Origin of the sequence: Pseudomonas typographi (genome assembly GCF_014694385.1) — a bacterium.
In the GTDB taxonomy this organism is placed as follows: domain Bacteria; phylum Pseudomonadota; class Gammaproteobacteria; order Pseudomonadales; family Pseudomonadaceae; genus Aquipseudomonas; species Aquipseudomonas typographi.
This window is the reverse complement of the sequence record NZ_JAAOCA010000007.1, coordinates 1-24,011: the sequence shown is the minus strand read 5'-3', so window position 1 is coordinate 24,011 and position 24,011 is coordinate 1. Positions and strand designations below refer to the sequence as shown.

Sequence of the window (24,011 nt, the reverse complement as noted above, 5' to 3'; positions counted from 1 at the left end):
GCCATGGCCACACACTAGATCAGCGGTGGCTCATCGTCATTGAGCAACTGGCTCAGCCCACCGAGCGCTTCACGCGCCTGGCTGCGGTCTATCCACTTGGCTTGGGCGGCGTCCGGCAAATCGGTGACGCGAATCACCCCTTTGGTCACCAGCAGTTGAATCAAATCGTCCAGCACCCGGATCATTTCCAGGTCGCTTTGCTTGAGTTGTGCCAGGCTGCGCTCGGCGGCCTGGGTGGAGAACCAGCTAAGGATCTCGTGGTGGTCCGCTGCCAGGGTTTCGCTGGCCTCGGCAAAGGCGGCCGGCTCTACCCGGGCCAACCGGCCCAGCTCATCCCGTTGTACGTAAAACATCAGAAAACCCTCGGTAAACGACACGGCGGCTGCCTTGGCCGAAGCATAGGGCAGCCGCGGGCCACGTGGTACTGCTAAACCGGGTTGCGCAATGGTAGCTTCCGCCGGCGTGCCGATGCGCCGGCGGTAGATGCGGGCCTTATGGCTCGCGCTTGGCCATGCTGTGATGAATATGGTTATTCATTAACGATATTTAAATTTATTTTTTTATTCACTTAAAGTAACAGCGCTGCGGACGCGCCGACCCACTCGGGCTACCGCACGAGAAGAACCAACACGGGCCAACCCCGTGAGTGTCCAATCGTCGCGCGCCCTTCGGCGCGCTTGCGTGGAGAATCACCATGCCCCTGGCAGCCCAACCCGCTGCGCCCGCCGCGCAGTCGTTCGACATTCGCCCTCTGGAAGCCGGCACCGGCGCTGAAATCATCGGCCTGGACCTGGCACGCCCGCTGGGCGACGCTGATTTCGCCCGTATCCACCGTGCTCACCTGGATTATCACGTGGTGGTGTTCCGCGAGCAACGCATCACGCCGGAGCAACATATCGCCTTCAGCCGGCGTTTTGGCGAGCTGCAAATCCATGTGCTCAAGCAGTTCCTGTTGCCTGGCCATCCGGAAATCCTGATTGTGTCCAATGTGGTGGAAAACGGCCAGAACATTGGGCTAAGCGATGCCGGCAAATTCTGGCACTCCGATTTGTCTTACAAAGAACTGCCGAGCCTCGGCTCGATGTTGCACGCCCAAGAGCTACCCAGCGAAGGCGGCGACACGCTGTTCGCCGATATGCACAAGGCGCTGGATGCGCTGCCGGCCGAACTGCGCAAGGCCATCGAGGGAAAACGTGCCTCCCATTGCTACACGGCCCGCTACAGCGAGCCGAAGTTCGACGGCTACCAGCGCCCTACCCTGACCGCCGAGCAACTTGCCCAGGTCAAGGCAGTGGAGCACCCGATCGTGCGCACCCACCCGGAAACCGGGCGCCAGGCGTTGTTCGTTAGCGAAGGGTTCACCACCCATATCGTCGGGCTGCCTGAAGATGAAAGCCAACACATCCTCAACGAGTTGTATCGCTACAGCGTGCTGCCGCAAAACATTTACCGCCACCGGTGGCAACCCCACGACTTGGTGTTCTGGGACAACCGCTCGGTGATCCACCTCGCCACCGGCTGCCCGGCCCACCTGCGCCGCACACTGTATCGCACCACCATCCAGGGCGATGCCCCGTTCTGATTCGAAGGAGTTTCGCCATGTTCAAACGTATCGGTAGCCTGGCGGCAGCGCTCGGGCTGGCCGGCAGCGCGCTGCTCGCGCCGGCCGCGGCCCAAGCCGAAGGCCAGATCCGTATCGCCGAGCAATTCGGCATCGTTTACCTGCTGCTCAATGTGGTGCGCGACCAGCACCTGATCGAGAAGCATGGCCAGGCCGATGGCCTGGACATCAAGGTCGATTGGACGCAGTTGTCGGGCGGCTCGGCGGTGAACGATGCGCTACTCTCGGGCTCGGTAGACATCGCCGGCGCGGGCGTCGGCCCACTGCTGACCATCTGGGACCGCACCCATGGCCGGCAGAACGTCAAGGGTGTGGCCTCGCTCGGCAACTTCCCCTACCTGTTGGTGAGCAACAACCCGAACGTGAAGACCATCGCCGACTTCACCGAGAAAGACCGCATTGCCGTGCCCGCCGTTTCGGTGTCGGTGCAGTCGCGCTTTCTGCAGTATGCCGCGGCGCAGCAATGGGGAGACAAAGATTACAACCGCCTGGACAAATACACTGTCGCCGTGCCGCACCCCGATGCTAGCGCGGCGTTGATCAGCGGCGGCACCGAGCTTAACGCGCACTTCTCCAACCCGCCGTTCCAGGAACAGGAAATCGCCAGCCCCAATGTGCATACGGTGCTCGACACCTATGACTTGCTCGGCCCGAACTCCCCCACGGTGCTGTTCGCCACCGAGAAATTCCGCAACGACAACCCTAAAACCTACCACGCCTTCATCGAGGCGTTGGCCGAGGCGGCAGACTTCATCCAGCACAACAAGCCCGCCGCCGCCGAAACCTATATCCGCGTAACCCATGCCAAGGTCAGCCAAGCAGACCTGCTGAAGATCCTCGACAACCCCAAGTACGAGTTCAGCATCGACCCGAAAGGTACCTATAAACTGGCGGAGTTCATGTACCGCGTTGGCGCGATCAAGAACAAACCCGCCTCCTGGCAGGACTACTTCTTCCAGGACGCACGGCCACTGAAAGGAAGCTGATTGACCATGAATGCGCCTTTGCAAGGCCACACGGCCAGCAATACCGCACTGCTCAAGGTGCAAGGCTTGAGCTTGGAATACCGCACCGCCCAGAGCGTGGTGCGGGCCACCCACCAGGTCGGCTTCGAAGTCGACCCCGGCGACCGCTTCGTGCTGCTGGGCCCTTCCGGCTGCGGCAAGTCGAGCCTGCTCAAGGCCGTGGCCGGCTTCCTTGAGCCCAGCGAAGGGACCATTTACCTGGAGGGCCGGCCCGTGGTTGGGCCCGGCCCGGACCGCATTGTGGTGTTCCAGGAATTCGACCAGTTGCCGCCCTGGAAAACCGTTAAGCAAAACGTGATGTTCCCGCTGCTCGCATCACGCACCGTGGGCAAGGCACAGGCCCAAGCCCGCGCCATGGAATACCTGGCCAAAGTGGGCCTTGAGCGTTTTGCCGATGCCTACCCGCACCAGCTTTCCGGCGGCATGAAGGCCCGGGTGGCTATCGCCCGGGCGCTGGCCATGCAACCGAAAATCCTGTTGATGGATGAGCCCTTCGCCGCGCTCGATGCGCTGACCCGGCGCAAGATGCAAGAAGAACTGTTGGCGCTGTGGCAAGAAGTGAAGTTCACCCTGCTGTTCGTCACCCATTCGATCGAAGAGGCGTTGGTGGTCGGCAACCGTATCCTGTTGCTCTCTCCCCACCCGGGGCGGGTACGCGCCGAAGTGCACAGCCACCACTATGGCCTGCACAGTTTGGGTGGCGAAGCCTTCCAGGCCTCGGCGCGGCGTATCCACCAACTGTTGTTCGACGAGGCGCCCAGCGCTGAGCCGAACGCCGATTGGGCGTTTAGCGACGTGCGGCTTTCTTACTGAAGCGCCTATTGAACAGCAAGGGTGAACACATGCGCCAAGAATTCGAAATCGACCTGGAGCCGCTACTGGCGGTGCCCCTGGAACGCAACATCCCACTGCGCCAGCGCCTTTGGCAAAAAGGCTGGCTACGCAAGGGCCTGATCCTCATCGTGCTGGCCTTGGCCTGGGAGCTGCTGGCCCGCTATCAAGGTAACGACCTGCTGTTGCCAAGCTTCAGCCAAACCGCCCTGGCCCTGTGGGGCAGCACCCTGGACGGTGAATTGCCAGAAAAAGTCGCAGTCTCCTTAGGGGTGCTGCTCAAGGGCTACCTACTGGGCATCGCCCTGGCTTTCGTGCTGACCACCCTGGCGGTGTCCACGCAGATTGGGCGCGACTTGCTCGGTACCCTGACCTCGATGTTCAACCCATTGCCGGCCATCGCCTTGCTGCCATTGGCACTGCTGTGGTTCGGCTTGGGCGAAAAGAGCTTGATCTTCGTGCTGGTGCATTCGGTGTTGTGGCCCCTGGCGTTGAACACCTATGCCGGGTTCATGGGGGTGTCCGACACGTTGCGCATGGCGGGCCGCAACTATGGCTTGCGCGGTTTGCGCTTCGTCGCGCTGGTGTTGGTGCCGGCGGCACTGCCAGCGATTTTGTCGGGGTTGAAGATCGGCTGGGCGTTCGCCTGGCGCACCCTGATCGCCGCGGAACTGGTGTTCGGCGCGACCAACGGCAAGGGTGGGCTGGGTTGGTATATCTTCCAGAACCGCAATGAGCTGTACACCGACAAAGTGTTCGCGGGATTGGCCGTGGTGATCTTGATCGGCTTGCTGGTCGAGAACCTGGTGTTCGACACCTTGGAGCGCTACACGGTGAAGCGCTGGGGAATGGTCAGGTAATCACCCCGGCGCCGTGTGATGGCGGCGGGCTGATCGCACGCCGCGCAGCGGTGGCAATCGTCGCAGCCCGGTTGACTCGCGGCAGGCTTGAGAGGATATTATTAGTTAGCAAACTATGAATACCTTCCCCAGCCTGCCATGAACCTCGAAAAGCTCCAGCAGAACATCACCAGCGGCGCCGTAGCCGCTAGCCGGCACTGGCGCCGTATTTGCCAAACCACCTTGGCCAACTACGGTATCTCCGAAGCCTGCGCCGTGCCCTTGTTGATGATCGTGCGCCTGGGCGACGGTGCGCGCCAGGTGGCCGTGGCACAGGCTGCCGGGATGGAAAGCCCGTCGCTGGTACGGCTGCTCGACCAACTCTGCACCCAGGGTTACGTGCAACGCAGCGAAGACAGCACCGACCGCCGCGCCAAGGCTCTGAGCCTGACCCCAGAGGGCCGCAAGTTGGCCGAGGCGATCGAAGGCGAATTCGCGCGCTTGCGCAAGGATGTGTTCAAGGGGGTCGACAAGGCCGACCTGGAAGCCACCCAGCGCGTGCTGCAGGCTTTCGAAGACGCCGCCATCCATGGGCCTGGCACATGGGCAAACTGAACGGTTTTTTCAGCGACGTACCGCCAGCCCAAGACTGGTGGTATGGCCTGCGCACCTTCACTGCATCCATGCTCGCCCTGTGGATTGCCATGAAGCTGGAAATGCCCCGCCCGTATTGGGCCATGGCAACCGTGTACATCGTCTCCAGCCCGTTCGTGGGGCCCACCAGCTCCAAGGCGGTGTACCGGTTGGTCGGTACTTTCGTGGGAAGCTGCGCGGCGGTGCTGTTCGTGCCGCTGTTCGTGCAAACGCCCTACTTGCTGGCCATCGTGATCGCGTTGTGGACCGGCACGCTGCTGTACTTGTCGATGCACCTGCGCACTGCCAACTTCTACGCCTTGATGCTGGCCGGTTACACCTTGCCATTGATTGCCCTGCCGGTAGTGGACAACCCCACGGGGGTGTTCGATGTCGCGTCTTCACGCACGCAGGAGATCTTCATCGGCATCGTTTGCGCGGCCGTGATCGGGGCTGTTTTCTGGCCGCGCCGGCTGTCCATGGCGGTGATGGGTGCCCACGATAAGTGGTTCAACGAGGCCAGCACCTACGCGCTGCGCTACCTCACCCGCTCGGTCAGCGCCGAAGAAGTCGGGCCGCTACGCGCCTCCACGGTCGTCAATTTCAATGGCCTGGAGCAGATGATCGGCCAACTGCCCCACGAAGGCGCCACCCCGCACTACATGCGCAACACCCTGGAATTGCGCGGGCGGATGATCCACCTGCTGCCGGTGATCGACGCCCTGGACGACGCCCTGGTGGCCCTGGAGCGGCGCACACCCGAGCTGGTGAAGCGCTTCAACCCGCTGCTAGAACATACCCGTGAATGGCTGGCGGGCAGCATGGTGCAGGCGCGCATCGGCCCGTGGCAAGACTTGCATGCACACCTGGACCGCTTAAGGCCCGATGACGCCGCGTTGGAGGACCGCCGTGAGCTGCTGTTCGCCAATGCCCTGTACCGCCTGGGTGAATTGATTGACCTTTGGCAAGACATGCGCAGCCTGCACGAACTGATTCGCAGCGAAAGCCGTGCCCCCTGGCGCGCGGTGTACCGCCATTGGCGCCTGGGGCGCCTGCGGCCGACCTTCGACCACGGCATGATGCTGTATTCCTCGTTGATCTCGGTCAGCGCGATCATCGTGGCCTCGGCCATCTGGATTGAATCGGGTTGGGCCGACGGCGGCAGCGCGGTAATCCTGGCGGCGGTGTCGTGCAGTTTCTTCGCGGCCATGGACGACCCCGCGCCGCAGATCTACCGCTTCTTTTTCTGGACGTCGGTGGCGGTGGTGCTGTCGAGCCTGTACCTATTCGTGGTGCTGCCCAACCTGCATGACTTCCCCATGCTGGTGTTGGCCTTTGCCGTGCCGTTCATTCCCATCGGTGCGTTGACCGTGCAACCGCGGTTTTACCTGGGCACCTTGCTGACCATCGTCAACACCGCGTCGTTCATCAGTATCCAGGGCGAGTACGATGCCAACTTCATGAACTTCATCAATTCGAACATCGCCGGGCCGGTGGGCTTGCTGTTCGCCTTCTGTTGGACACTGATCGTGCGCCCATTCGGCACCGAGCTGGCCGCAAGCCGGCTCACCCGCTTGAGCTGGCGCGAAATCGTGACGCTGGGCGAAGCGGGCACGCTCAGCGAACACCGCCGCAAAGCCTCGCGCATGCTCGACCGGATGATGCAGGTACTGCCGCGCCTGGCCAATATGGGCCAAGACACCGGTGCCGCCTTGCGCGATGTGCGGGTGGCGCTGAACCTGCTCGATATCCTTGCCTATGCACCCCGCGTAGCGCCGGGCCCGCGCGCCTTGCTGGACCAAGTGGTGGCCGAAGTGGCCACCTACTTCAAGGCTTGCCTGAAAGCACGCCGGCGCGTGAGCGCGCCGATGAATACCCTGATGACCATGGACCGCGCGCGCCGCGCGCTCAACAGCCAAACCAGCGAGGCGCCCAACGCCGAGCCTGCACGCGTGCAATTGCTGTTGGCCCTGAGCGGCCTGCGCCTGGCCTTGCTGCCGGGGGTGGAAATGGTCCACGAGCCTGACCAGCATGAAGAACAACCACCGTATGGCCTGGATGGAGCGCCCTTGTGATCGGTGAACTGGATATCGGCGGGGTGTTCCTGCCAACCCTATTGGGGATCATGGCTGTTGCTTATGGCCTGTTCTTGGTGGTTCACGCCCTACTGAACCGCGTGCATTTCTATCGCCTGGTGTGGCACCGGGCCCTGTTCAACGTTGCTCTCTATACCGTGCTGCTCGGCGCGGTGGACGTAATCTGCAGAAATCTGATGACATGAAAAAACCCTTATTGACCTTTGGCCGCCTGATCCTGACCCTGATCGTGGTTGCATTCGCCTGCGTCGTCGTCTGGCGCATGATGCTGTATTACATGTTCGCCCCCTGGACACGGGACGGGCATATCCGCGCCGACGTGGTACAGATCGCGCCGGACGTGTCCGGGCTTATCCAGCGCGTACAGGTCAAGGACAACCAAGCGGTTAAACGCGGCGATGTGCTGTTCACCATCGACCAAGACCGCTTCCAATTGGCCTTGCGCCAAGCCCAAGCGACCTTGGCAGACCGCAGGGAAACCCTGGCCCAGGCGCAGCGCGAGAACAAGCGTAACCTAGGCCTGGGCAACCTGGTGGCTCGCGAACAGTTGGAAGAAAGCCAGTCACGCGTGGCCCGCGCCCTGGCGGCGATGGGTGAGGCCCAGGTCGCGGTGGACGCGGCGCAGTTGAACCTTGACCGCTCGGTGATCACCAGCCCCGTCAACGGTTTCGTCAACGACCGCGCACCGCGCGACCGCGAGTTCGCCACCGCCGGGCGCGCAGTGCTGTCAGTGGTAGACAGCGACTCGTACCACATAGACGGTTATTTCGAAGAAACCAAGTTGCGACATATTCGCGTGGGCCAAGGGGTGGACATCCGCGTGATGGGTGACGATGCCCGCCTACTGGGCCACGTGGTAAGCATTTCCGCCGGCATCGAAGACCGCGACCGCTCCAGCGGTACGAATTTGCTGCCCAACGTTAACCCCGCATTCAGTTGGGTACGCCTGGCACAGCGTATCCCGGTGCGTATCGCCTTCGATGCAGTGCCCGCGGGCTTTAACCTGATCGCAGGGCGCACCGCCACCGTTTCGATCCTTCCGGATGCCGCGGGCAACGCCGAGGCAGGAGCGGCGCAATGAAGCCGGTGTTACGTGGCGCCTCGCTCGGCTTGGCCCTGGTGCTCTCGGCCTGCCAAGTGATGGGGCCGGATTACCACTTGCCGCAAAAAGCTGCGGTGAACCGTACCGACCTACAGGGCGACCTGGCCGGCGCCAACCACGACGTGGTATCGGCGCCGGTGCCAGACGACTGGTGGCGCCTGTACAACGACCCACGCCTGAATACGCTGGTGCAACAAGCCATGGCGGCCAACACCGACCTGCGGGTAGCCACGGCGAACATCGCCCGCGCCCAGAACCAGCTTGAATTGGCCCAAGCCCAAGGTGGCTTCAGCACCAGCGTCAGCGGCGAAGTGCAGCGCGTGCAGGAAGCCGGCCAGGCATTCTTGCTGACCGAAAAAGTACCGGTGGGCAATATTGGCTCGTTTTCGATCAAAACGGCCTACCAGTTCGACATGTGGGGGGTGTTCCAGCGCGGCGTGGAAGCGGCCACGGCCAATGCCGATGCCGCCCAGGCGGCGGCAGACCTTGCTCGCATCACCGTGGTGGCCAACGTGGTTCGGGCCTATACCCAGGTGTGTGCGGCCAACGAGGAGCGCGAGATCGCCATGCAGTCCCTGGACCTGCAACAGCAGGGCGTAAGCCTGGCCCAGCGTTTGCGCGATGCAGGCCGTGGCGACGAAACGCAGGTGACCCGCACGCAAACCCAGTACAAATCGTTGCGCGCCGAGCTGCCGCAGTACGAGGCCGAACGCCAAGCCGGCATCAACCAATTGGCCATGCTCCTGGCCAAGCCCGCCAACCAGTTGCCGGCCGGCACCGACGGCTGCGCGCAGTTACCGCAAATAGGCCAATTGTTGCCGGTTGGCGACGGCGCCACGCTGCTCAAGCGGCGCCCCGATATACGCCAAGCCGAACGCAAACTGGCTGCGGCCACCGCAGACATTGGCGTTGCAACCGGCCAGCTCTATCCGGATATCAGCTTCGGCGCGACGGTAGGCACCGTGGGCCTGCTCGACGACCTGGTCGGCCCCACCACCAACCGCTGGGCCTTTGGCCCGCTGGTGAACTGGACAATCCCGACCAACGGCGCCCGCGCGCGGGTACGCATGGCCGAATCATCCACCCAGGCGGCATTGGCAAGCTTCGATGGGACGGTACTCAACGCCATTCGCGAAACCCAAACAGCGCTGGCCAATTACACCGCGGCCCTGCAACGCCGTGAAGCGCTGGTGGACACCGACCGTTCGGCACACGATGCGGCGGACCAAACCCACCGCTTTTACCTCGCCGGGCGCCAGTCATTCCTCGAAGACCTCCAGGCCACCCGCACCTACACCAACGTGCGCGCTCAATTGGCGGCCGCCAACACCCAGGTGGCGATGCAGCAGATCAACCTGTTCTTGGCCCTGGGTGGCGGCTGGGAGCAAGCGCAGCCGCAGCAGGCACGGGCGAACACCGGCGGGCGCTGAACGGCCCCGTCAGGCGCCCCACGGGGCCGGCTCGCCCACACGCTGGCCCTGCACACCCTGGATGCCCATATCGTGCAGCACGCGCAGCTCGCCGTCGGTTTCGACACGCTCGGCCACCAGCGGCAGGTCGATGCTGTGCGCCGCGCGCTGTATGGCCTCGATGAACAATCGCTTGTGGCTCTCCTCGTCGATCGCGCGGATGTAACTGCCGTCAATCTTAAGGTAAGCCAGGCCCAGGTGCGCCAGGTTGCCGATCATACTGAAGCGCCCACCGAAATGCTGCAGCGCCAGGCCAAAACCGAGGCTGTGCAAGCGCCGGGTGAGCGATTCGAGTACCGCCTGCGCGGGCACCTGTTCTTCGGCGATTTCGAACGTTAGGCGCGGGCCCAGTAATGGGTGGCGGCCTAGCACGTCGTAGATATGCGCCATGGTTTGGCTGTCGGCCAAGGTGGCGGCAGAGAGGTTCAAGGCATAATCGCCGGGCTGCGCATGCATGTGCCGGATCACCCGTTCGACCATCAGTTGGTCCAGGCGCGGGGCCCAGCCGAAGCGCTCGACCCACGGCAAAAAACGCCCAGCGGCAACCGGTTGGCCTTGTGCGTCGAGCAACCGCGACAGCACTTTGCGGTGCAGCAACCGGCTAACATCACTGCTGCTGACCACCGGCTGGAAGTACAACTGGAAACGGCCCTGCGCCAAAGCGCCATCGAGCAATTGGTGCCAACTGTGGTGGTCTTCGCCCACCGCCGCGCGAGGCTGGCGGCGCAGGCACACCCAATGCGCAGCGCCAGCGCTTTCGGCTTGGGCAAGCGCCTCATCGGCGAGCTTGAGCAGGTCATCTGGGGCCTCACCGGCGGTGTAGGGCGCAAGCCCCATGTGCGCCACCGGCGTGGCGTCGCTGGCGCCGGTTTCGTAAAGGCTGTGCAAGGCGGCGTCCAGCTCGCGCGCCAGTTGCTCGGCCTCATCGTGGGTCAGCCCCGGCGCCAACACGGCGAACTCACCGCCACGGCTACGGCAGATCAGGTGAGCGGTTTCGGGCAGGGTGCCGCATAGGCGCAGCAAGGTCTGGGCCACGGCTTTGAGCAATTGGTCGGCATGGGTGCCACCGAAACGCTGGTTGAGCCCGGCCAGGTCATTCACCCGTAGCAACAGCAAGTAACCGGCACGGTTTTCTTCGCCATGGCTTACGCGCGCCTGCAACTGCATGTCGAAATAACGGCGGTTGGCAAGGCCGGTGAGGCTGTCTTGGTAAGACGCTTCGCGCAGCCGCTCGCTGCGCTCGGCCTGCTCCATGAACAGCGCCTGGAGCTTCTCGACCATCTGGTTCATGGCCTGCACCACCCGGCGTAATTCAGGCGTGCGCGGCAGCTCCGGCAGGCTGAGAAACTCGCGCCGGGCAATGGCTTGGGACTGCTCGACCATGTAATCGAGCGGGCGCAGTTGCCGGCGCAACAACAGCGCGGCCAGCACGGCACTGACCACGCCACACAGCAGCAACCAGCCCAAGCTGCCCAAGGCGCTTTGCCACAGCTTGGCCAGGGCGAACATAGGGTGGCTGACCACCTCGACCCGCGCCGCTTGCTGCCAGCCACGGCTGACGATGGCATCGCCGCCGGCGGCGTCCAAGGCGATCAGCTTGATGAACCAGCGCGGCACCCCGTTGGGGTCTGGCTCGGCTTGGCGCTCGACCATGACCTGGTTACTGGCCAGGTCGATGACCTTGATGCTAGCGTAGTAGCCGCTGTCGAAAATAGAGCTGACCAACAACTCGACCATGGCCGGGTCGTCGATGTTCGGAGTAAGCGACAGCGCCAGTGCCGTTGCCGCATCCTGGGCGTGGGAACGTAGCTGGTTCACGTACTGGCTACGTGAGCTTTCGAGGCTGACCATAAAACTGCCGGTAAAGGCGACCGCCAGGAACAGGCAAATGGCGAGCAACAGTTGCTTGAACAGGGACATCTAGGCTCCGATTATTGTTCGACTGGCGCGGGGAAACCCTCCGCGTTCATCTTTTGAAGTACGTCCTGCCAGCGCGACAAGCGCTTGGCGTCACCCACCTTTTTATTACCCGCCGCACCGGCCAGCCACAAACCTTCACCATTGAACGCATACACCGGCACCAGATCGGTACGCTCAGTCGCTGGGCGAATGGGGTCTTCCAGGCTATCGAGCACCAACGGAATCGCCGCAGGCGTTGCGTAGTACGTCAGCACCATGTGCGCGCGGTTCTGGCGCAATGCCTTGACATAGGTAATCCGCAGTTTTTCCGCCGGCACGCCGAGGTGCCTGAGGCTGAAATACTTGGCGATCGCGTAGTCCTCGCAGTCGCCAGCGCCCTTCCAAAGTGCCTCGATCGGGGTGGCCCAATAATCGACCTGGTGCCACAGGTCGATGTCTTCTACGTAACGCAATTGATGGTTGAAGAACAGATTCACCGCGTCCAGTTGTTCGCCCTCGCCCAACTGGCGTTGATCCAGCAACAGCCGCTGCCACGCATCGATGCGTTGTTTCCCTTCACCGAGCGGGCCGTAAAGCGCCTGCGCCTGCCGGCTGATGGTGTTGAAGTCCCAGTCGGCCTGCAGCCCCCCCAGCAAGCTGCAGGCAAGCGACAACGCCAGGCCAAGCCTGCGCAGCATCAATGGTCCCTTCGCACGTCGCGCCAAGGCAAACGCCCTGCCCATCGCTGGAAAGGAACGCATGGTGCGTGTACATTCAGCAAAAAACAATGGCACGTTGCAATCACTTTTGGGTGAAATTCGACGCACGCGATAAACGGCAGCTTCAATGTCTCTAAATTCATGTGTACTGTCACGCTGCTTGATCCAGAGCCTACCCGGTTTTGTTCCGCTAGCTTCAGGATGGCGCCCCTGCGGACCTTCCCAGTCTTATGCCTGGGGTTCGGCATGTGTAGATAAAGGATGGCACTGCCCGAAAATAACCCCGATGCCGAAATGAAAGGTGAAACATCGTGCCGAAAAAAACCAGCCCGGTACGCGCAGTGTTGTTAGCCGAACAGCTACCTGCGCACTTGGCGCGCTCAATTATCGAAGAGCGGATCCGCAACGCCATCCTCGATGGCAGCCTACCGACCGGCACCGCAGTGCGCCAACAGGAGCTCGCTACCCTGTACGGCGTGAGCCGCATGCCGGTTCGCGAAGCCCTGCGCCAGCTCGAGGCCCAGGGGCTGCTCAATGTTGTCCAGCATAAAGGCGCGGTGGTCGCACCGCTGATCACCGACGATGCGGCCGAAACCTATTCGTTGCGTATCTTGCTCGAAGCCGAGGCGCTGCGGCTGTCCGTGCCGCGCCTGGAATCACAGGATTTCAACACCGCCGAGCGAGCCATCGCACAGTTGGAGTTGGAAGAAGACTTCACGGCCATGGCGCGGCTGAACCGCGAATTCCATATGGCGCTTTACGGCAAGGCGGCCAATGGCCGGCTATTGCGCCTGATCGATGCCGGGCTGGAAGAAGAGGAACGGTTCCTGCGCTTTAATTTGCACGACATGGGCTTGGGCCGAACCTCCCAGGATGACCACCGGCAACTGCTTGCCGCCGCCCGCGAGGGCGACGTACCGAGCGCGGTGGGGTTGCTGACACAGCATTTGCAACGCGGCCTGCACGCCGTTTCGTCTTACCTCACCCAGCAAACCCACAAGGCCTGACCCCCGCCCATCTACGCTGCCTGCCGCTGCCGGCAGCGCAGGTGACAGCCCTCCCTTCGCACCGTCACTCTCTGGCTGCACTGCAGCGAGAAAGGAGACTCGTGCCCGGCCACCTCTCGGCCCGACGTTACCCCTACCGAAACACGCGACCCTTTTGCGGGCAGTTCAGGCGAGGCATTCGCCTTTCGTAAAGTTCTTTATTACGAAACTTGCATGCAAGGTATTTGCTCGCGCTTGAAAACTTATTAAAAAAGTTTTCCGAAAACCTATGCGTGCGAAAAAGTTAAAATAAATTTTTTTATCTTCCGGCTATTGCGTGGTTTGCCAACGTTGAACTAAGTTCGATTGAAGGCAACCCATATGCCCTCCGAAAACGGCAGCAGTGGCTTTAACTCGCCACTCACCAGACTTCTAATGTCATTCACCCGAAACCGTCGGGCGGCCCGGGCTCGCCTTTAAAAAAATAAAACTTAACGCCCACACCGTACCGATGAGAAAAGGAACTTTTATGCGTACAACGGCCCACACCCTCAACTTGCGAAAAATGCAACTTTCGGAGCACTCGGTTTTTTCCGCCATACACACACCGGGCGACTTGCGCACCTTTATGCAAACCCATGTTTTCGCTGTTTGGGACTTCATGACCCTGACCAAGCGCCTGCAGGCGGAGTTAACATGCGTCAGCTTGCCCTGGTTGCCGGCGCGAGACAGCGCCGCGGCGCGGCTGATCAACGACATCGTGCTAGCTGAAGAAACCGACCAGCACCCGGCAGGCGGGCATTGCAGCCATTTCGAGTTGTACCTGGAGGCCATGGCCGAAGTGGGGGCCGACACCGGCCCGGCCCGGCCCGGCGCTTCGTCGAGTTACAGCGTCAGGGCGCCAACTATGCCGCCGCGCTCCAGGCGGTAGGCGCCAGCCCGGCGGCCCAGGCGTTCGTGGGCCATACCCTGCAAGTGGCCCTGCACGCGCCCGCCCATGAGGTGGCGGCTGCCTTCCTGCATGGCCGGGAGAGTGTGATCCCGGGGATGTTTCAACAGCTGCTGGCCGATTGGCGGGTAGATCGCGCCCAAGCGCCGACCTTTCACTATTACCTGCAGCGGCATATCGAGTTGGATGCCGACGACCATGGCCCGGCCGCCGAACAATTGCTCGCGCGCCTGACCGGCCCCCACCCGTTGCGCCAACAGCAAGGGCTTGCCGCCGCGATCGCCGCGGTAGAAAGCCGCATCGCGCTGTGGGACCACCTGCACGCCAGCCTGGTGCAAGCCAATGAGGAGGCGCCCGTATGAGCAGCTATGTGCCATTCGCCGACAGTTGGGAGGCCCGCGCCACCATCCGCACGCGCCCGCGCCGGGTGCTGGAAAATGACCACAAGCTTATCTACCCACTCAGCCGCCAGCCGTTGGTACTTGGGCAGGCTTTTCAGCAACACTGCCCGCAATGGCGGGATTTCGCCCTGGTACAAACGCTTTACAAGTTCATCAACGACATCGTGATCTTCGAAACCGAGATCGTCGACCGCACCGCCCGGCGAATCGCCAAAGATCGTTTCGCCGTGGCGTTTCCGTTCGCGGCACGTTACGACGCGATGACCGTGGTGATCGACGAAGACTACCACGCACTGGTGGCGATGGACTTCCTGCAACAAACGATCGCCCTGACCCATATCGAACCGATTACCCTGCCGGCCGAGATCGAACTTAGCCACGCCATTCCCGCGGCGCTGGCGCTGGCGCCCGCGCACCTGCAAGACGCGGTAGAGCTGATCTGTGTCGCCATTGCCGAAAACACTGTGACCAATGACGTAGCGGCATTTTCCCGGGACGACAGCGTCAAGGCCTCTGTGCGCGGGATGATGGCCGACCACCTGCTCGACGAAGGCCGCCACTCCAGCTTCTGGGCGCGCCTGGTGCGGCTGTACTGGCTAGACGCCGATGAACAGGACCGCACCCGTATCGCCGCGATCCTGCCGGTGTTCATCGGCCATTACCTGACCAACGCTATTCAAAAACGCTTCGACAGCCACCTCATCGCGAAGCTTCCGGTTTGCCAGGCGGTACGCGCGGAGCTAGCCGCGGAGGCGGCGGCGATGGATTTCCCCATCGGCCACCAACACCCGTTGATGGCCAACATACAGCGGTTTTTCAGCCAAAGCGGCATGCTCGACAGCCGCTGCGTTCAGGAAGCGTTGGGCCCGCTGCTCACGCCGCAGGTGCGACCATGAAGCGCCTGAACATCCTCGCCTTGGGCCACAGCCAGTTATTGACTGCCCTGGCCGAGGAACTGCTTGAGCACGGCCACGCCGTGCTGCTTTATCGCCGGGCCAGCCTGGATATCGCCAGCCAAGGGCCCCAGGACCTGCTGGTCGAAGATGGTAGCCTGGCGCTGAGCCCGGCGCAGTGGCGCGATTTGGCCGATGCACCCCGGCTGGAGCTGCGGCTGGCCAAGCCGGCCCAGGATGGCCCACCGAGCATTCCCACGCTGCTGTTGCTATGGGCCGGCACACATCGGCGCACACTGCCCGCCAGCCCACCGGCTTCGCCCCATGGCCACGCGCAGCACCCGCAGTGGCTACACGAATGGGTCGACAGCTTGGCGTTGTGGGTCAGCGGCCTGGCCCGGGGTGATGCACCCTTGCCCGGGCAAGCCGGCGGCCCTGATACCGCGGGCGTGCCGATGACCCACCTGGATGCGCTGCTGTATCAGCATGCTTTCAACGGCGCGCACCGCCCAGACCTGCTGGCGCAAGCAGCCGAGCCGTTGGCCAGGCGCTTGGCCAATAGCCTGCAACAACATGCTGGCCGGCCAGCGCTGCAAGTGGCCGGCGAACGGTTGAGCTATGCCGAGTTGCACCGCCTGTGCGAAGGCATCCGCCGGTGCCTGCCGCCGCGCCCCAGCGAAGGGCCCTGGGTGATCGCCCTGAGCCTGCCACGCTGCACGGCACTGTATGCCGGCGTGCTTGCAATCATCACCGCCGGTGCGGTTTACCTACCGATCGACCCCGCCCTGCCGCTGCAGCGGCAACGCTTGATGCTTGAAGACGCCGGCGCTTCGCTACTGCTCCACAGCGGCCAAAGCACCGCCCATGACGGGCTGTGCCCAGCGATCGTGATCACCGGTTGCAAGCCGGCCATGGCCGCTATGGCGCCCCCGGCCAGCGACGTCGGCGAAGCCTGCATGTACCTGTACACCTCTGGCACTACCGGCCGCCCCAAGGGGGTAGCGCTCAGTGGCTACAATGTGGGCCATTTCGCCGCCTGGTATGCCGATTACGTTGGTCTCGACGCGCTGTGCCGGGTGTTGCAGTTCTCCACGATCAGCTTCGATTCTTCCCTCATCGACCTGTTTCCGACCTGGCTCAGCGGTGCGGAGTTGGTAGTGCCTGATGAAGACCAACGGCGCGACCCCGCTGCATTGGTGCAGCTCATTGGCCAGCAGGCGCTGACCCACGGGTTTCTGCCACCGGCATTGCTCAGCCTGCTACCGTTGGCCCACCCGCTGGGGCTACGCCACATCACCACCGGCGGCGATGTTTGCGAGCCGCGGGTCATCGCAGCCCTGGCCGGCGATTGCGCATTGCATAACCTCTACGGCCCCACCGAGGCCACCGTGCTGATCACCGCACGGCGGTTTTCGCCGGGCTCGCCCAACTACAGCCTGGGCAGTGCCATTGCCAACAGCCAGGTGCTGATCCTCGACGAAGCGGGCGGCCCCGTCGGCCATGGCCAGCGGGGTGAACTGTATATCGCCGGCCCGGGTGTAGCGCTGGGGTATGTGGGCCAGTCGCAACTGACGGCTGAACGCTACGTAACCTTGGCATTGCCCGACGGCCAGCGCCTGCGCGCGTACCGCAGCGGTGATTTGGCGCGGTGGGGCGAGGACGGCATCGAACTGTGCGGGCGGCTCGACCAACAGGTGAAAATCCGCGGGTTCAGGGTAGAGCCGGAGGAAATCGAACGGTGCCTACAAAGCACCCAGGCGGCGCCGCAGGTCGCCGTGGTCATCGATGCGGGTAAACGCATCTTGGTGTTTCACACCGGCGATGCCTCGGCCGAGGCAGCCCTGCGCGCCCAGGCCCAGGCCCAACTGCCACACTATATGCAGCCGCTGGCCTATGTGGCGCTGGCGACCTTGCCCACCGCCAGCAACGGCAAGGTCGAGCGCACCGCCTTGCTGGCGTTGCCGGTGCATGTGCCTGGCGCAGTTGACCATGTTCAGCCAGCCAACCCGACGGAAACACAGTTGGTGGCCCTGTGGGCAGACTTACTGGGGTTACCTCCGGAAGAAATATCCACCAGCGCCAGTTTCTTTCAACTCGGCGGCCATTCGATTTTGCTCTCGCGCCTGCTACTGGCCATACGTGAACAGTTCGGGCGCAGCGTGCCGATCAATCGCTTCATCGAGCAGCCAAGTGTGCTGCGCTTGGCGCAATTGCTCAGCGCTGAACGCAGCCCCCAAGGCCAAGCGGGGCGGCTTGCCGAGATCGAGGCAGACATCCACCGCCCCTTCGGCTTCGCCGTGCTGCCCCAGCGTACTGCGGTAACCAGCGGCCGGGTGATCGTCAGCGGCGCCAATGGTTTTCTCGGCGTGCATATCGTTCAGGCGTTGCTGGATAACGGCGCCGAAGAAGTGGCCTGCCTGGTGCGGGCGGCGGGGGATAGCGCGGCAGCTGCCCGCATGCGCCAGGCCTGTGCCGATAACCGCCTCGAAGGCATGGATTTCAGCCGGCTACGGGTGCTTGCCGCCGACCTACGCCAGCCCCTGCTGGGGTTGGGCGAGGCGGCTTATCACGACTTGGCGCGGCGCTTCGGTGCGTTTATCCACAACGCGGCCAATGTTAACCATGTGCTGGACTACGCAAGCCTGCGCGCAGACAACGTCGAGCCGCTGGAGCAATGCTTGGCGTTGTGCGAAACCCATTGCAAAAAGGTATTCACGTACATCTCTACGCTGTCTGCCTGCAGTGCGGTCAATGCACAAGGGCAGGTACTGGAAGCGGCGGCCGCCGACACCCCGCCCATTTACCTGCGCAACGGTTACAACCTGAGCAAATGGGCCGCCGAACGGCGCCTGGAACGTGCCCGTGAGCGCGGCACATGGGCCAACGTGATACGCCCCGGCAACATCGGTTTCAACAGCTTGACCGGGGTGTGCCAACCCCAGCGTAACCGGCTGCTGCTGATGCTCAAGGGCTCGTTCCAGTTAGGCCAGGTGCCGGCCTTCGAGCTGAATTTCGACCTGATGCCGGTGGACTTCCTGGCACGCTTCGTGGCGTGGCAGGCCGCGCGCTACAGCGCCCAACACTGCGTGTTCAACCTGCACAACCCCGAACCATTGAGCTGGTTGGAATACGTGCAGGCTTGGCGCGAGGCCGGTGTGCATTTCGACGTGGTGCCGGTAGCGCAATGGCAACGGCAGTTGGCCAGCCTCGGCAGTGATAACAGCCTATATGAGGTGGTGGGGTTCTACCTGGACGGCCTCGAAGAAGACATCGGCGACATCTCCCGCATCGCGCATGACGGCACCCGCGCCGCGCTGGCACAAATGGGCACGGCCTATCCGGCCAAAAATGCCGCGCTGCTGCAACGCGGCTGTGCATACCTGCAAACGATCGGCTTCATCATCCCCGCTGAAAAGGAGCATCACCATGCAACCTGATACCTTGATTCACAACCCGCAAGGCCCACGCGTCGTGTCGGCCGTGGAGGTTCCGGCCGCGCCCAGCGACGTATGGGCACTGGTCGGAGACTTCGCCGGTTTCGCACGGTTCATCACCGCGCTGTCCCATACGGAAGTGACCGGAAGCGGGCCGGGTGCGGTACGCAAGAAATTCTTCAAGGACGGCAATATCGTGCTGGAACAGCTCAACAGCTACGATGCCCAAGCGATGTGCATGACCTGGAGCCTGATCCACACATCGCTACCGGTAGGTAACCTGTGGGCGGCCATGCAGGTGGTGGCGCAAGGCGATGGCAGCCGCGCCATTTGGACCATCCAAGCCGAACCCCCGCAAGCCGGTGACGACCTGGTGGCCTTCGAGGGCTTTTTGCAGGGCTTCGCCGACCAGGCAATGAATACCGTGAAGCAGCATTTCGCCTGAAGGAGCCTGCCCCGTGCAAGGCGGGGCAGGTTGCAAAATCGTGCCGCGGCCACGACAATGCGACTAGTTATCATTTGTAGCGTGTCACGATGCCCTCCACTTGCGTACACACGCTTTACCAGCATCACCACGGTTGGCTCTATCACTGGCTGCGCAGCCGCCTGGGCAACAGCGCCGACGCTGCGGACTTGGCCCAGGACACCTTCGTGCGTGTGCTGCAAAAGCCACAGCGCCCGGCACTGATGGCCCCGCGCGCATTCCTTGGAACCATCGCGCGCGGCTTGGTGATCGACCACTGGCGCCGTGAAGAGCTGCGCCGCGCATACTTGCAGAGCCTGGCCCTATTGCCCCCGGCACAGGTGCCTTGCCCGCAAACCCGTGAGTTGCTGCTGGAACTGCTCGAGCAGGTTGCGCGCATGCTCGACGGCCTGAAGCCGCGTGCGCGCCTGGCGTTTTTACTGGCGCAATGCGATGGGCTGAGCCATGCCCAGATTGCCGGGCAACTGCAGGTCTCGGTACGCACCGTAGAGCGCTACGTGGCCGATGCATTGTATCGCTGCTATTTGCTGCGTTATGAACACTGAGCCTTCAACCGATACCCACGTGGTGCGCCAAGCCATTGCTTGGTGGGTGCGGCTGCGTGACGGCCAAGCACCTGCGCAGCTTATGCGCCAATGCGAAGGCTGGCGGGCCGCGCACCCGGACCACGAACGTGCTTGGCAACGCATCCAGTTACTTGATGCTGAACTGGGCCATGGCCTTAAGGCTATCCCGGCGGCTAGGCAAACACTCGAGGCGGGGCAACGGGCACTGAGCAGGCGCCGGGCGATACAGCTGTTGGCGGGCAGCGCGGTCATCGGCGGGGGCCTATGGATGACCCGGGGCAATTCGGGCCTGGGCTGGGCTAGCGATTTCGCCACGGCAACCGGCCAGCGCCAGCGCTTTACGCTGCCTGGGGGCGCGGCGTTGACCCTCAACACCCATAGCACCTCTGACCTGCTGCCCCAGGGGGTACGGCTGAAGCAGGGCGAATGGCTGTTGGAAACCGATAAGCCAGTGCAACTGGCCTGCCGCCTGGGAGCGCTGACGTTGGCCCATGGCCGCATGGCCCTGCGCGATGCGGGGGGCCTGGCACAACTGAGCCTGTTACGCGGCCGTGCGGACCTGGCCGGGCGCCCCTTGCGCGAGGGGCAGACCCTACGCGCCACGGCGGCGGGGTTGCGTTTGGTCACACCGGAGCTGGACCCAGCCGCCTGGGCCGAGGGCTTGATCGTAACGAGCGGCATGCCCCTGGGGCATTTTCTGGATGAACTGGGGCGCTATCGCCGTGGCGTATTGAAGTATGCGCCGGAGGTCGCGGGCCTGATGCTCTCGGGCGTTTACCGGGTCGACGACAGCGATACGGTACTGCATGCGCTGACACAGACCCTGCCGGTACAGCTGGGTGGGCTGACGCGTTGGTGGGTCACGGTGGAGCACGCCGGCTGATTTTTTTTGTCGGGTTTTCCCGGGCCGTGCGGCTTGTTCATCAGCCACCCATACAAACGACTCAGAAACAGGACATGCCCATGGCGAACCGCCGCTCTCCCCATATTTCCCCGTACCGCTTGCGCCAGGCGATTCACGCCACATTGCTCGGCACGGCCGTCAGCTTGGCCAACCTGGCCACACCGGCATCCCTCGCGCAGGCAGCCGAACAGGCTGTTCAGCGCTATAACATCCAGGCCGGCCCGCTAGGTGAAGCGCTGAACCGGTTTGCCCGCCAGGCCGGGATCGGTTTATCGGCAACCCCTGCACAAACCAGCGGTAAGCAAGCGCCGGCCTTGCAGGGGCAATTCACCCCCAGCCAGGGCTTGCAGCGGCTGCTGCAGGGTTCTGGCCTACAGGCTACACCTCAAGGCGATAGCAACTATGTACTACAGGCGCAACCCGAAGGCGACGCGGTAAGCCTGCCCACCACCGATATCACAGGCTTCAGCCTGGGAAATGCCTTGGGCAGTGTGGATGGCTACAACGCGACCCACAGCCAGATCGCGACGAAAACAAGTACCGCCCTGGCGCAAACGTCGCAGAGCGTTTCAGTGGTGACCCGTAACCAAATGGACGACCAAGGCTCCCAGACCGTAGCCCAGGCCATGCGCTATACGCCAGGCGTGTTGACCAACCCCTATGGCGCCACCCATCGCTACGACTATGTAGCCATGCGCGGCTTCAATGATGGCTCGGTCGACAACATCTACATCGACGGCTTGAAGTCGATGGGCGATAGCGGCACCTACAGCACGATGCAGATCGACCCCTATTTCCTCGAGCGGATCGACATCCTCAAGGGGCCGTCCTCCGTGCTGTATGGGCGCAGTTCGCCCGGCGGCCTGGTGGCGCTGACAACCAAGCAGCCGCTGTTCGAGCCTTACCATCAGGTACAGGCCACGGTGGGCAGCCAAGGTACACGCGGCCTGGGCTTCGACCTCAGTGGCCCACTGGATGACGACAAACGGATCGCGTACCGCCTGACTGGCCTTACCCACCGCTCCGATACTCAATTCGACCACGCCGAAGAGAAGCGCTACACCCTGGCGCCTTCGGTGGCCCTGCGCTTTAACGAAGACACTTCGCTGACCTTGCAAGCGTACCTACAGCACGACCCGCAAGGCGGCTATCACGGTGGCCTGCCGGCCGCCGGGACGCTTCATTCGCGCAATGGCCAGCGCATTTCCGAGCATTTTTTCGAAGGGGAGCCCGGCCTGGATGGTTACAAGCGCGACCAGCAGTCGGTCGGTTACCAATTTGAGCACCGCTTCAATGACGTGTTTACCGCGCGGCAGAACTTTCGCTATCTCGATTCACGGGTCAAGCTCGACCAGGTCTATGCCTATGGCTGGGCATCGCCTACACGCAATGCGCTCAACCGCTACTACAGCGGGGCCAATGAGCAATTGCACTCGTGGATCATCGACAACATGCTGCAGGCCGAGTACCTGACCGGCCGGGCCATCCACACCGCGTTGTTGGGGGTGGATTACCAACGGCGCAAAACCGTGGTGGATTGGACCAGTGGCTCGCTCAGCCCTATCGATGCCTTCGCCCCGCAGTATGGCGATGCCACCATCAGCTATTACAGCCCCACCAGCTACCTGCGCCGCCTGCAACAAACTGGCGTTTACCTGCAAGACTTGATCGAGCTGGACCAATGGCGTTTTTCCTTGGGGTTGCGCCAAGACTGGATGAAAACCTCGGACGAAAACAGGGTCGCCGAAACCAGCCGCCCTACCGGTACCCGCATCAGCGATGATCGCAGCAAGCTGACCTCACGTGCCGGGGCGCTGTACCTGTTCGATAACGGCATTGCGCCTTACATCAGCTATTCGGAGTCGTTCAACCCTAACTCGTACTCCGACGCGCAGGGCAAGCCCTTGGCGCCTACCGAGGGTACGCAGTGGGAGGTGGGAGTTAAATACCAGCCGCCCGGTACCAGCAACCTATTCACCGCATCGCTGTTTCGCATCGAACAAGAGAACCTCGCCTCTAAGCTGCCTCAAGAAAATTTCTATCGCCCGGTAGGGCAAGTACGGTCCCAGGGCCTGGAAATGGAAGCCCATCTGCAACTGACAGACGCATTGAAGCTGCTAGGCAGCTACACCTTTACCGACATTGAATATGCCAAGGCGATGCTCAGCACCGTGGACGGAGTAACCAACAATAAGGGCAATTCGCCGACCCAAGCACCCCGCCATATGGCCTCGGTGTGGGCCGATTATGCGGTCCAGGGCGGGCCCCTTGCCGGGCTGCGGTTAGGCGGCGGGGTTCGTTATGTGGGGTATAGCTGGGCCGACGCCGAAAATACCATGAAAGTGCCTGCGTATACGCTTTACGACGCCTCCCTAGGCTATGACATGGGCCGCCTAGGGCTGCGCGGTGTGGATGTTCGGCTGAACGCGAACAACCTGACCAACGAAAAGTACATCGCCACCTGTGCCAGCCTGAGCTATTGCTACATGGGCGAGGCGCGGAACCTAAGTGCTACGGTCAGCTATCAGTTCTGACCGCTGCAAAGACAAAACCCCTGCTGGCGCGAGCCCGCAGGGGTTTTTAATTGAATCTTGACGATGACCTACTCTCACATGGGGAAACCCCACAATACCATCGGCGATGCATCGTTTCACTGCTGAGTTCGGGATGGGATCAGGTGGTGCCAATGCTCTATGGTCGTCAAGAAAAACCGGTGGCCGATACCCGTTATTTACGGGCCTCAGCGGAATGCTTGGGAAGCTTTCATGGCGCTGGATCGAACTCGACCTCAGCCGCGTGCGAAAACGCTGCTTCTACTTAAAGACAAAACCCCAACCGCGTGAGCGATTGGGGTTTTGTGGGTTTGAATCTTGACGATGACCTACTCTCACATGGGGAAACCCCACACTACCATCGGCGATGCGTCGTTTCACTGCTGAGTTCGGGATGGGATCAGGTGGTGCCAACGCTCTATGGTCGTCAAGAAATTCGGTAGCCGCCGCGTTTGCACGTGGCAGCGAATCGGGTATGTGATGTGTGAGTGTCACGAATTTTCGGTTGTGGCGTCTTCGCCCGCTCAACCTGCCGCAGCAGATTGCTTGGGTGTTATATGGTCAAGCCTCACGGGCAATTAGTATGGGTTAGCTCAACGCCTCACAGC

General features: G+C 62.5%; 19 protein-coding genes, 2 rRNA genes and 1 pseudogene. 17 read left to right on the top strand and 5 right to left on the bottom strand.

Annotated features, from left to right (window positions below; genetic code table 11):
- Positions 1-14: 14 nt before the first annotated feature.
- A complete protein-coding gene (locus tag HAQ05_RS06795; RefSeq protein ID WP_190419054.1) occupies positions 15-353 on the bottom strand; it encodes a tryptophan synthase subunit beta in 339 nt (112 codons plus the stop codon).
- A 341-nt stretch (positions 354-694) separates the two neighbouring features.
- On the opposite strand from HAQ05_RS06795, the gene HAQ05_RS06790 reads away from it, so the two are divergent.
- From HAQ05_RS06790 to HAQ05_RS06750, 9 genes are all read left to right on the top strand, one after another.
- Positions 695-1,582 carry a TauD/TfdA dioxygenase family protein gene (locus tag HAQ05_RS06790; protein WP_190418718.1) on the top strand — a complete coding sequence of 296 codons (888 nt, stop codon included), beginning with the start codon at positions 695-697 and terminating at the stop codon, positions 1,580-1,582.
- Positions 1,583-1,599: 17 nt separating this feature from the next.
- A complete protein-coding gene (locus HAQ05_RS06785) occupies positions 1,600-2,607 on the top strand; it encodes an ABC transporter substrate-binding protein (protein ID WP_190418716.1) in 1,008 nt (335 codons plus the stop codon).
- 6 nt (positions 2,608-2,613) lie between these two features.
- Positions 2,614-3,459, top strand: a complete 846-nt coding sequence (locus tag HAQ05_RS06780; RefSeq protein WP_190418714.1) for an ABC transporter ATP-binding protein — start codon at positions 2,614-2,616, stop codon at positions 3,457-3,459.
- 29 nt (positions 3,460-3,488) lie between these two features.
- A complete protein-coding gene (locus HAQ05_RS06775) occupies positions 3,489-4,337 on the top strand; it encodes an ABC transporter permease (RefSeq protein WP_190418712.1) in 849 nt (282 codons plus the stop codon).
- Between the two features lie 138 nt (positions 4,338-4,475).
- Positions 4,476-4,931: a MarR family winged helix-turn-helix transcriptional regulator gene (locus tag HAQ05_RS06770; protein ID WP_190418710.1), complete on the top strand. Its 456-nt coding sequence runs from the start codon at positions 4,476-4,478 to the stop codon at positions 4,929-4,931.
- Positions 4,928-7,024, top strand: coding sequence for an FUSC family protein (locus HAQ05_RS06765; RefSeq protein ID WP_190419053.1), 2,097 nt, complete (start codon positions 4,928-4,930; stop codon positions 7,022-7,024). Before HAQ05_RS06770 ends, HAQ05_RS06765 begins: the two co-directional genes overlap by 4 nt.
- Entirely contained in the window at positions 7,021-7,230 is a 210-nt protein-coding gene (locus HAQ05_RS06760) for a DUF1656 domain-containing protein (RefSeq protein ID WP_190418708.1), read from the top strand. Before HAQ05_RS06765 ends, HAQ05_RS06760 begins: the two co-directional genes overlap by 4 nt.
- Entirely contained in the window at positions 7,227-8,126 is a 900-nt protein-coding gene (locus HAQ05_RS06755; protein WP_190418706.1) for an efflux RND transporter periplasmic adaptor subunit, read from the top strand. Before HAQ05_RS06760 ends, HAQ05_RS06755 begins: the two co-directional genes overlap by 4 nt.
- Positions 8,123-9,577: an efflux transporter outer membrane subunit gene (locus HAQ05_RS06750; protein ID WP_190418704.1), complete on the top strand. Its 1,455-nt coding sequence runs from the start codon at positions 8,123-8,125 to the stop codon at positions 9,575-9,577. The genes HAQ05_RS06755 and HAQ05_RS06750 overlap by 4 nt, the downstream gene beginning before the upstream one ends.
- Before the next feature lie 9 nt (positions 9,578-9,586).
- On the opposite strand, the gene lapD is transcribed toward HAQ05_RS06750, so the two are convergent.
- A complete protein-coding gene (lapD, locus tag HAQ05_RS06745) occupies positions 9,587-11,536 on the bottom strand; it encodes a cyclic di-GMP receptor LapD (protein ID WP_190418702.1) in 1,950 nt (649 codons plus the stop codon).
- A gap of 11 nt (positions 11,537-11,547) precedes the next feature.
- Entirely contained in the window at positions 11,548-12,309 is a 762-nt protein-coding gene (lapG, locus tag HAQ05_RS06740) for a cysteine protease LapG (protein WP_338050139.1), read from the bottom strand.
- 236 nt (positions 12,310-12,545) lie between these two features.
- Between lapG and HAQ05_RS06735 the strand changes: the two genes are divergently transcribed.
- From HAQ05_RS06735 to HAQ05_RS06700, 8 genes and pseudogenes are all read left to right on the top strand, one after another.
- Complete coding sequence (locus HAQ05_RS06735; RefSeq protein WP_190418700.1) at positions 12,546-13,241, top strand: FCD domain-containing protein; 696 nt, start codon at positions 12,546-12,548, stop codon at positions 13,239-13,241.
- A 508-nt stretch (positions 13,242-13,749) separates the two neighbouring features.
- A pseudogene (locus HAQ05_RS06730) lies at positions 13,750-14,531 on the top strand (DUF3050 domain-containing protein).
- A complete protein-coding gene (locus HAQ05_RS06725; RefSeq protein WP_190418698.1) occupies positions 14,528-15,466 on the top strand; it encodes a diiron oxygenase in 939 nt (312 codons plus the stop codon). The pseudogene HAQ05_RS06730 and the gene HAQ05_RS06725 overlap by 4 nt, the downstream one beginning before the upstream one ends.
- Positions 15,463-18,900 (top strand): amino acid adenylation domain-containing protein, encoded by a 3,438-nt coding sequence (locus HAQ05_RS06720; protein ID WP_190418696.1) that lies wholly within the window; start codon positions 15,463-15,465, stop codon positions 18,898-18,900. Before HAQ05_RS06725 ends, HAQ05_RS06720 begins: the two co-directional genes overlap by 4 nt.
- Positions 18,890-19,342 carry an SRPBCC family protein gene (locus tag HAQ05_RS06715; protein WP_190418694.1) on the top strand — a complete coding sequence of 151 codons (453 nt, stop codon included), beginning with the start codon at positions 18,890-18,892 and terminating at the stop codon, positions 19,340-19,342. The genes HAQ05_RS06720 and HAQ05_RS06715 overlap by 11 nt, the downstream gene beginning before the upstream one ends.
- An 89-nt stretch (positions 19,343-19,431) precedes the next feature.
- Positions 19,432-19,926, top strand: coding sequence for a sigma-70 family RNA polymerase sigma factor (locus HAQ05_RS06710; protein WP_190418692.1), 495 nt, complete (start codon positions 19,432-19,434; stop codon positions 19,924-19,926).
- Positions 19,916-20,830: a DUF4880 domain-containing protein gene (locus HAQ05_RS06705; RefSeq protein ID WP_190418691.1), complete on the top strand. Its 915-nt coding sequence runs from the start codon at positions 19,916-19,918 to the stop codon at positions 20,828-20,830. Before HAQ05_RS06710 ends, HAQ05_RS06705 begins: the two co-directional genes overlap by 11 nt.
- A 74-nt stretch (positions 20,831-20,904) precedes the next feature.
- Positions 20,905-23,385 carry a TonB-dependent siderophore receptor gene (locus HAQ05_RS06700; RefSeq protein WP_190418689.1) on the top strand — a complete coding sequence of 827 codons (2,481 nt, stop codon included), beginning with the start codon at positions 20,905-20,907 and terminating at the stop codon, positions 23,383-23,385.
- A 55-nt stretch (positions 23,386-23,440) separates the two neighbouring features.
- Here HAQ05_RS06700 and rrf (HAQ05_RS06695) read toward each other — a convergent pair.
- Together rrf (HAQ05_RS06695) and rrf (HAQ05_RS06690) are read right to left on the bottom strand one after the other, a co-directional pair.
- Positions 23,441-23,556, bottom strand: a 5S ribosomal RNA gene (gene rrf, locus HAQ05_RS06695).
- Positions 23,557-23,719: 163 nt separating this feature from the next.
- Positions 23,720-23,835: ribosomal RNA gene (gene rrf / locus HAQ05_RS06690) — 5S ribosomal RNA — on the bottom strand.
- Positions 23,836-24,011 lie beyond the last annotated feature (176 nt).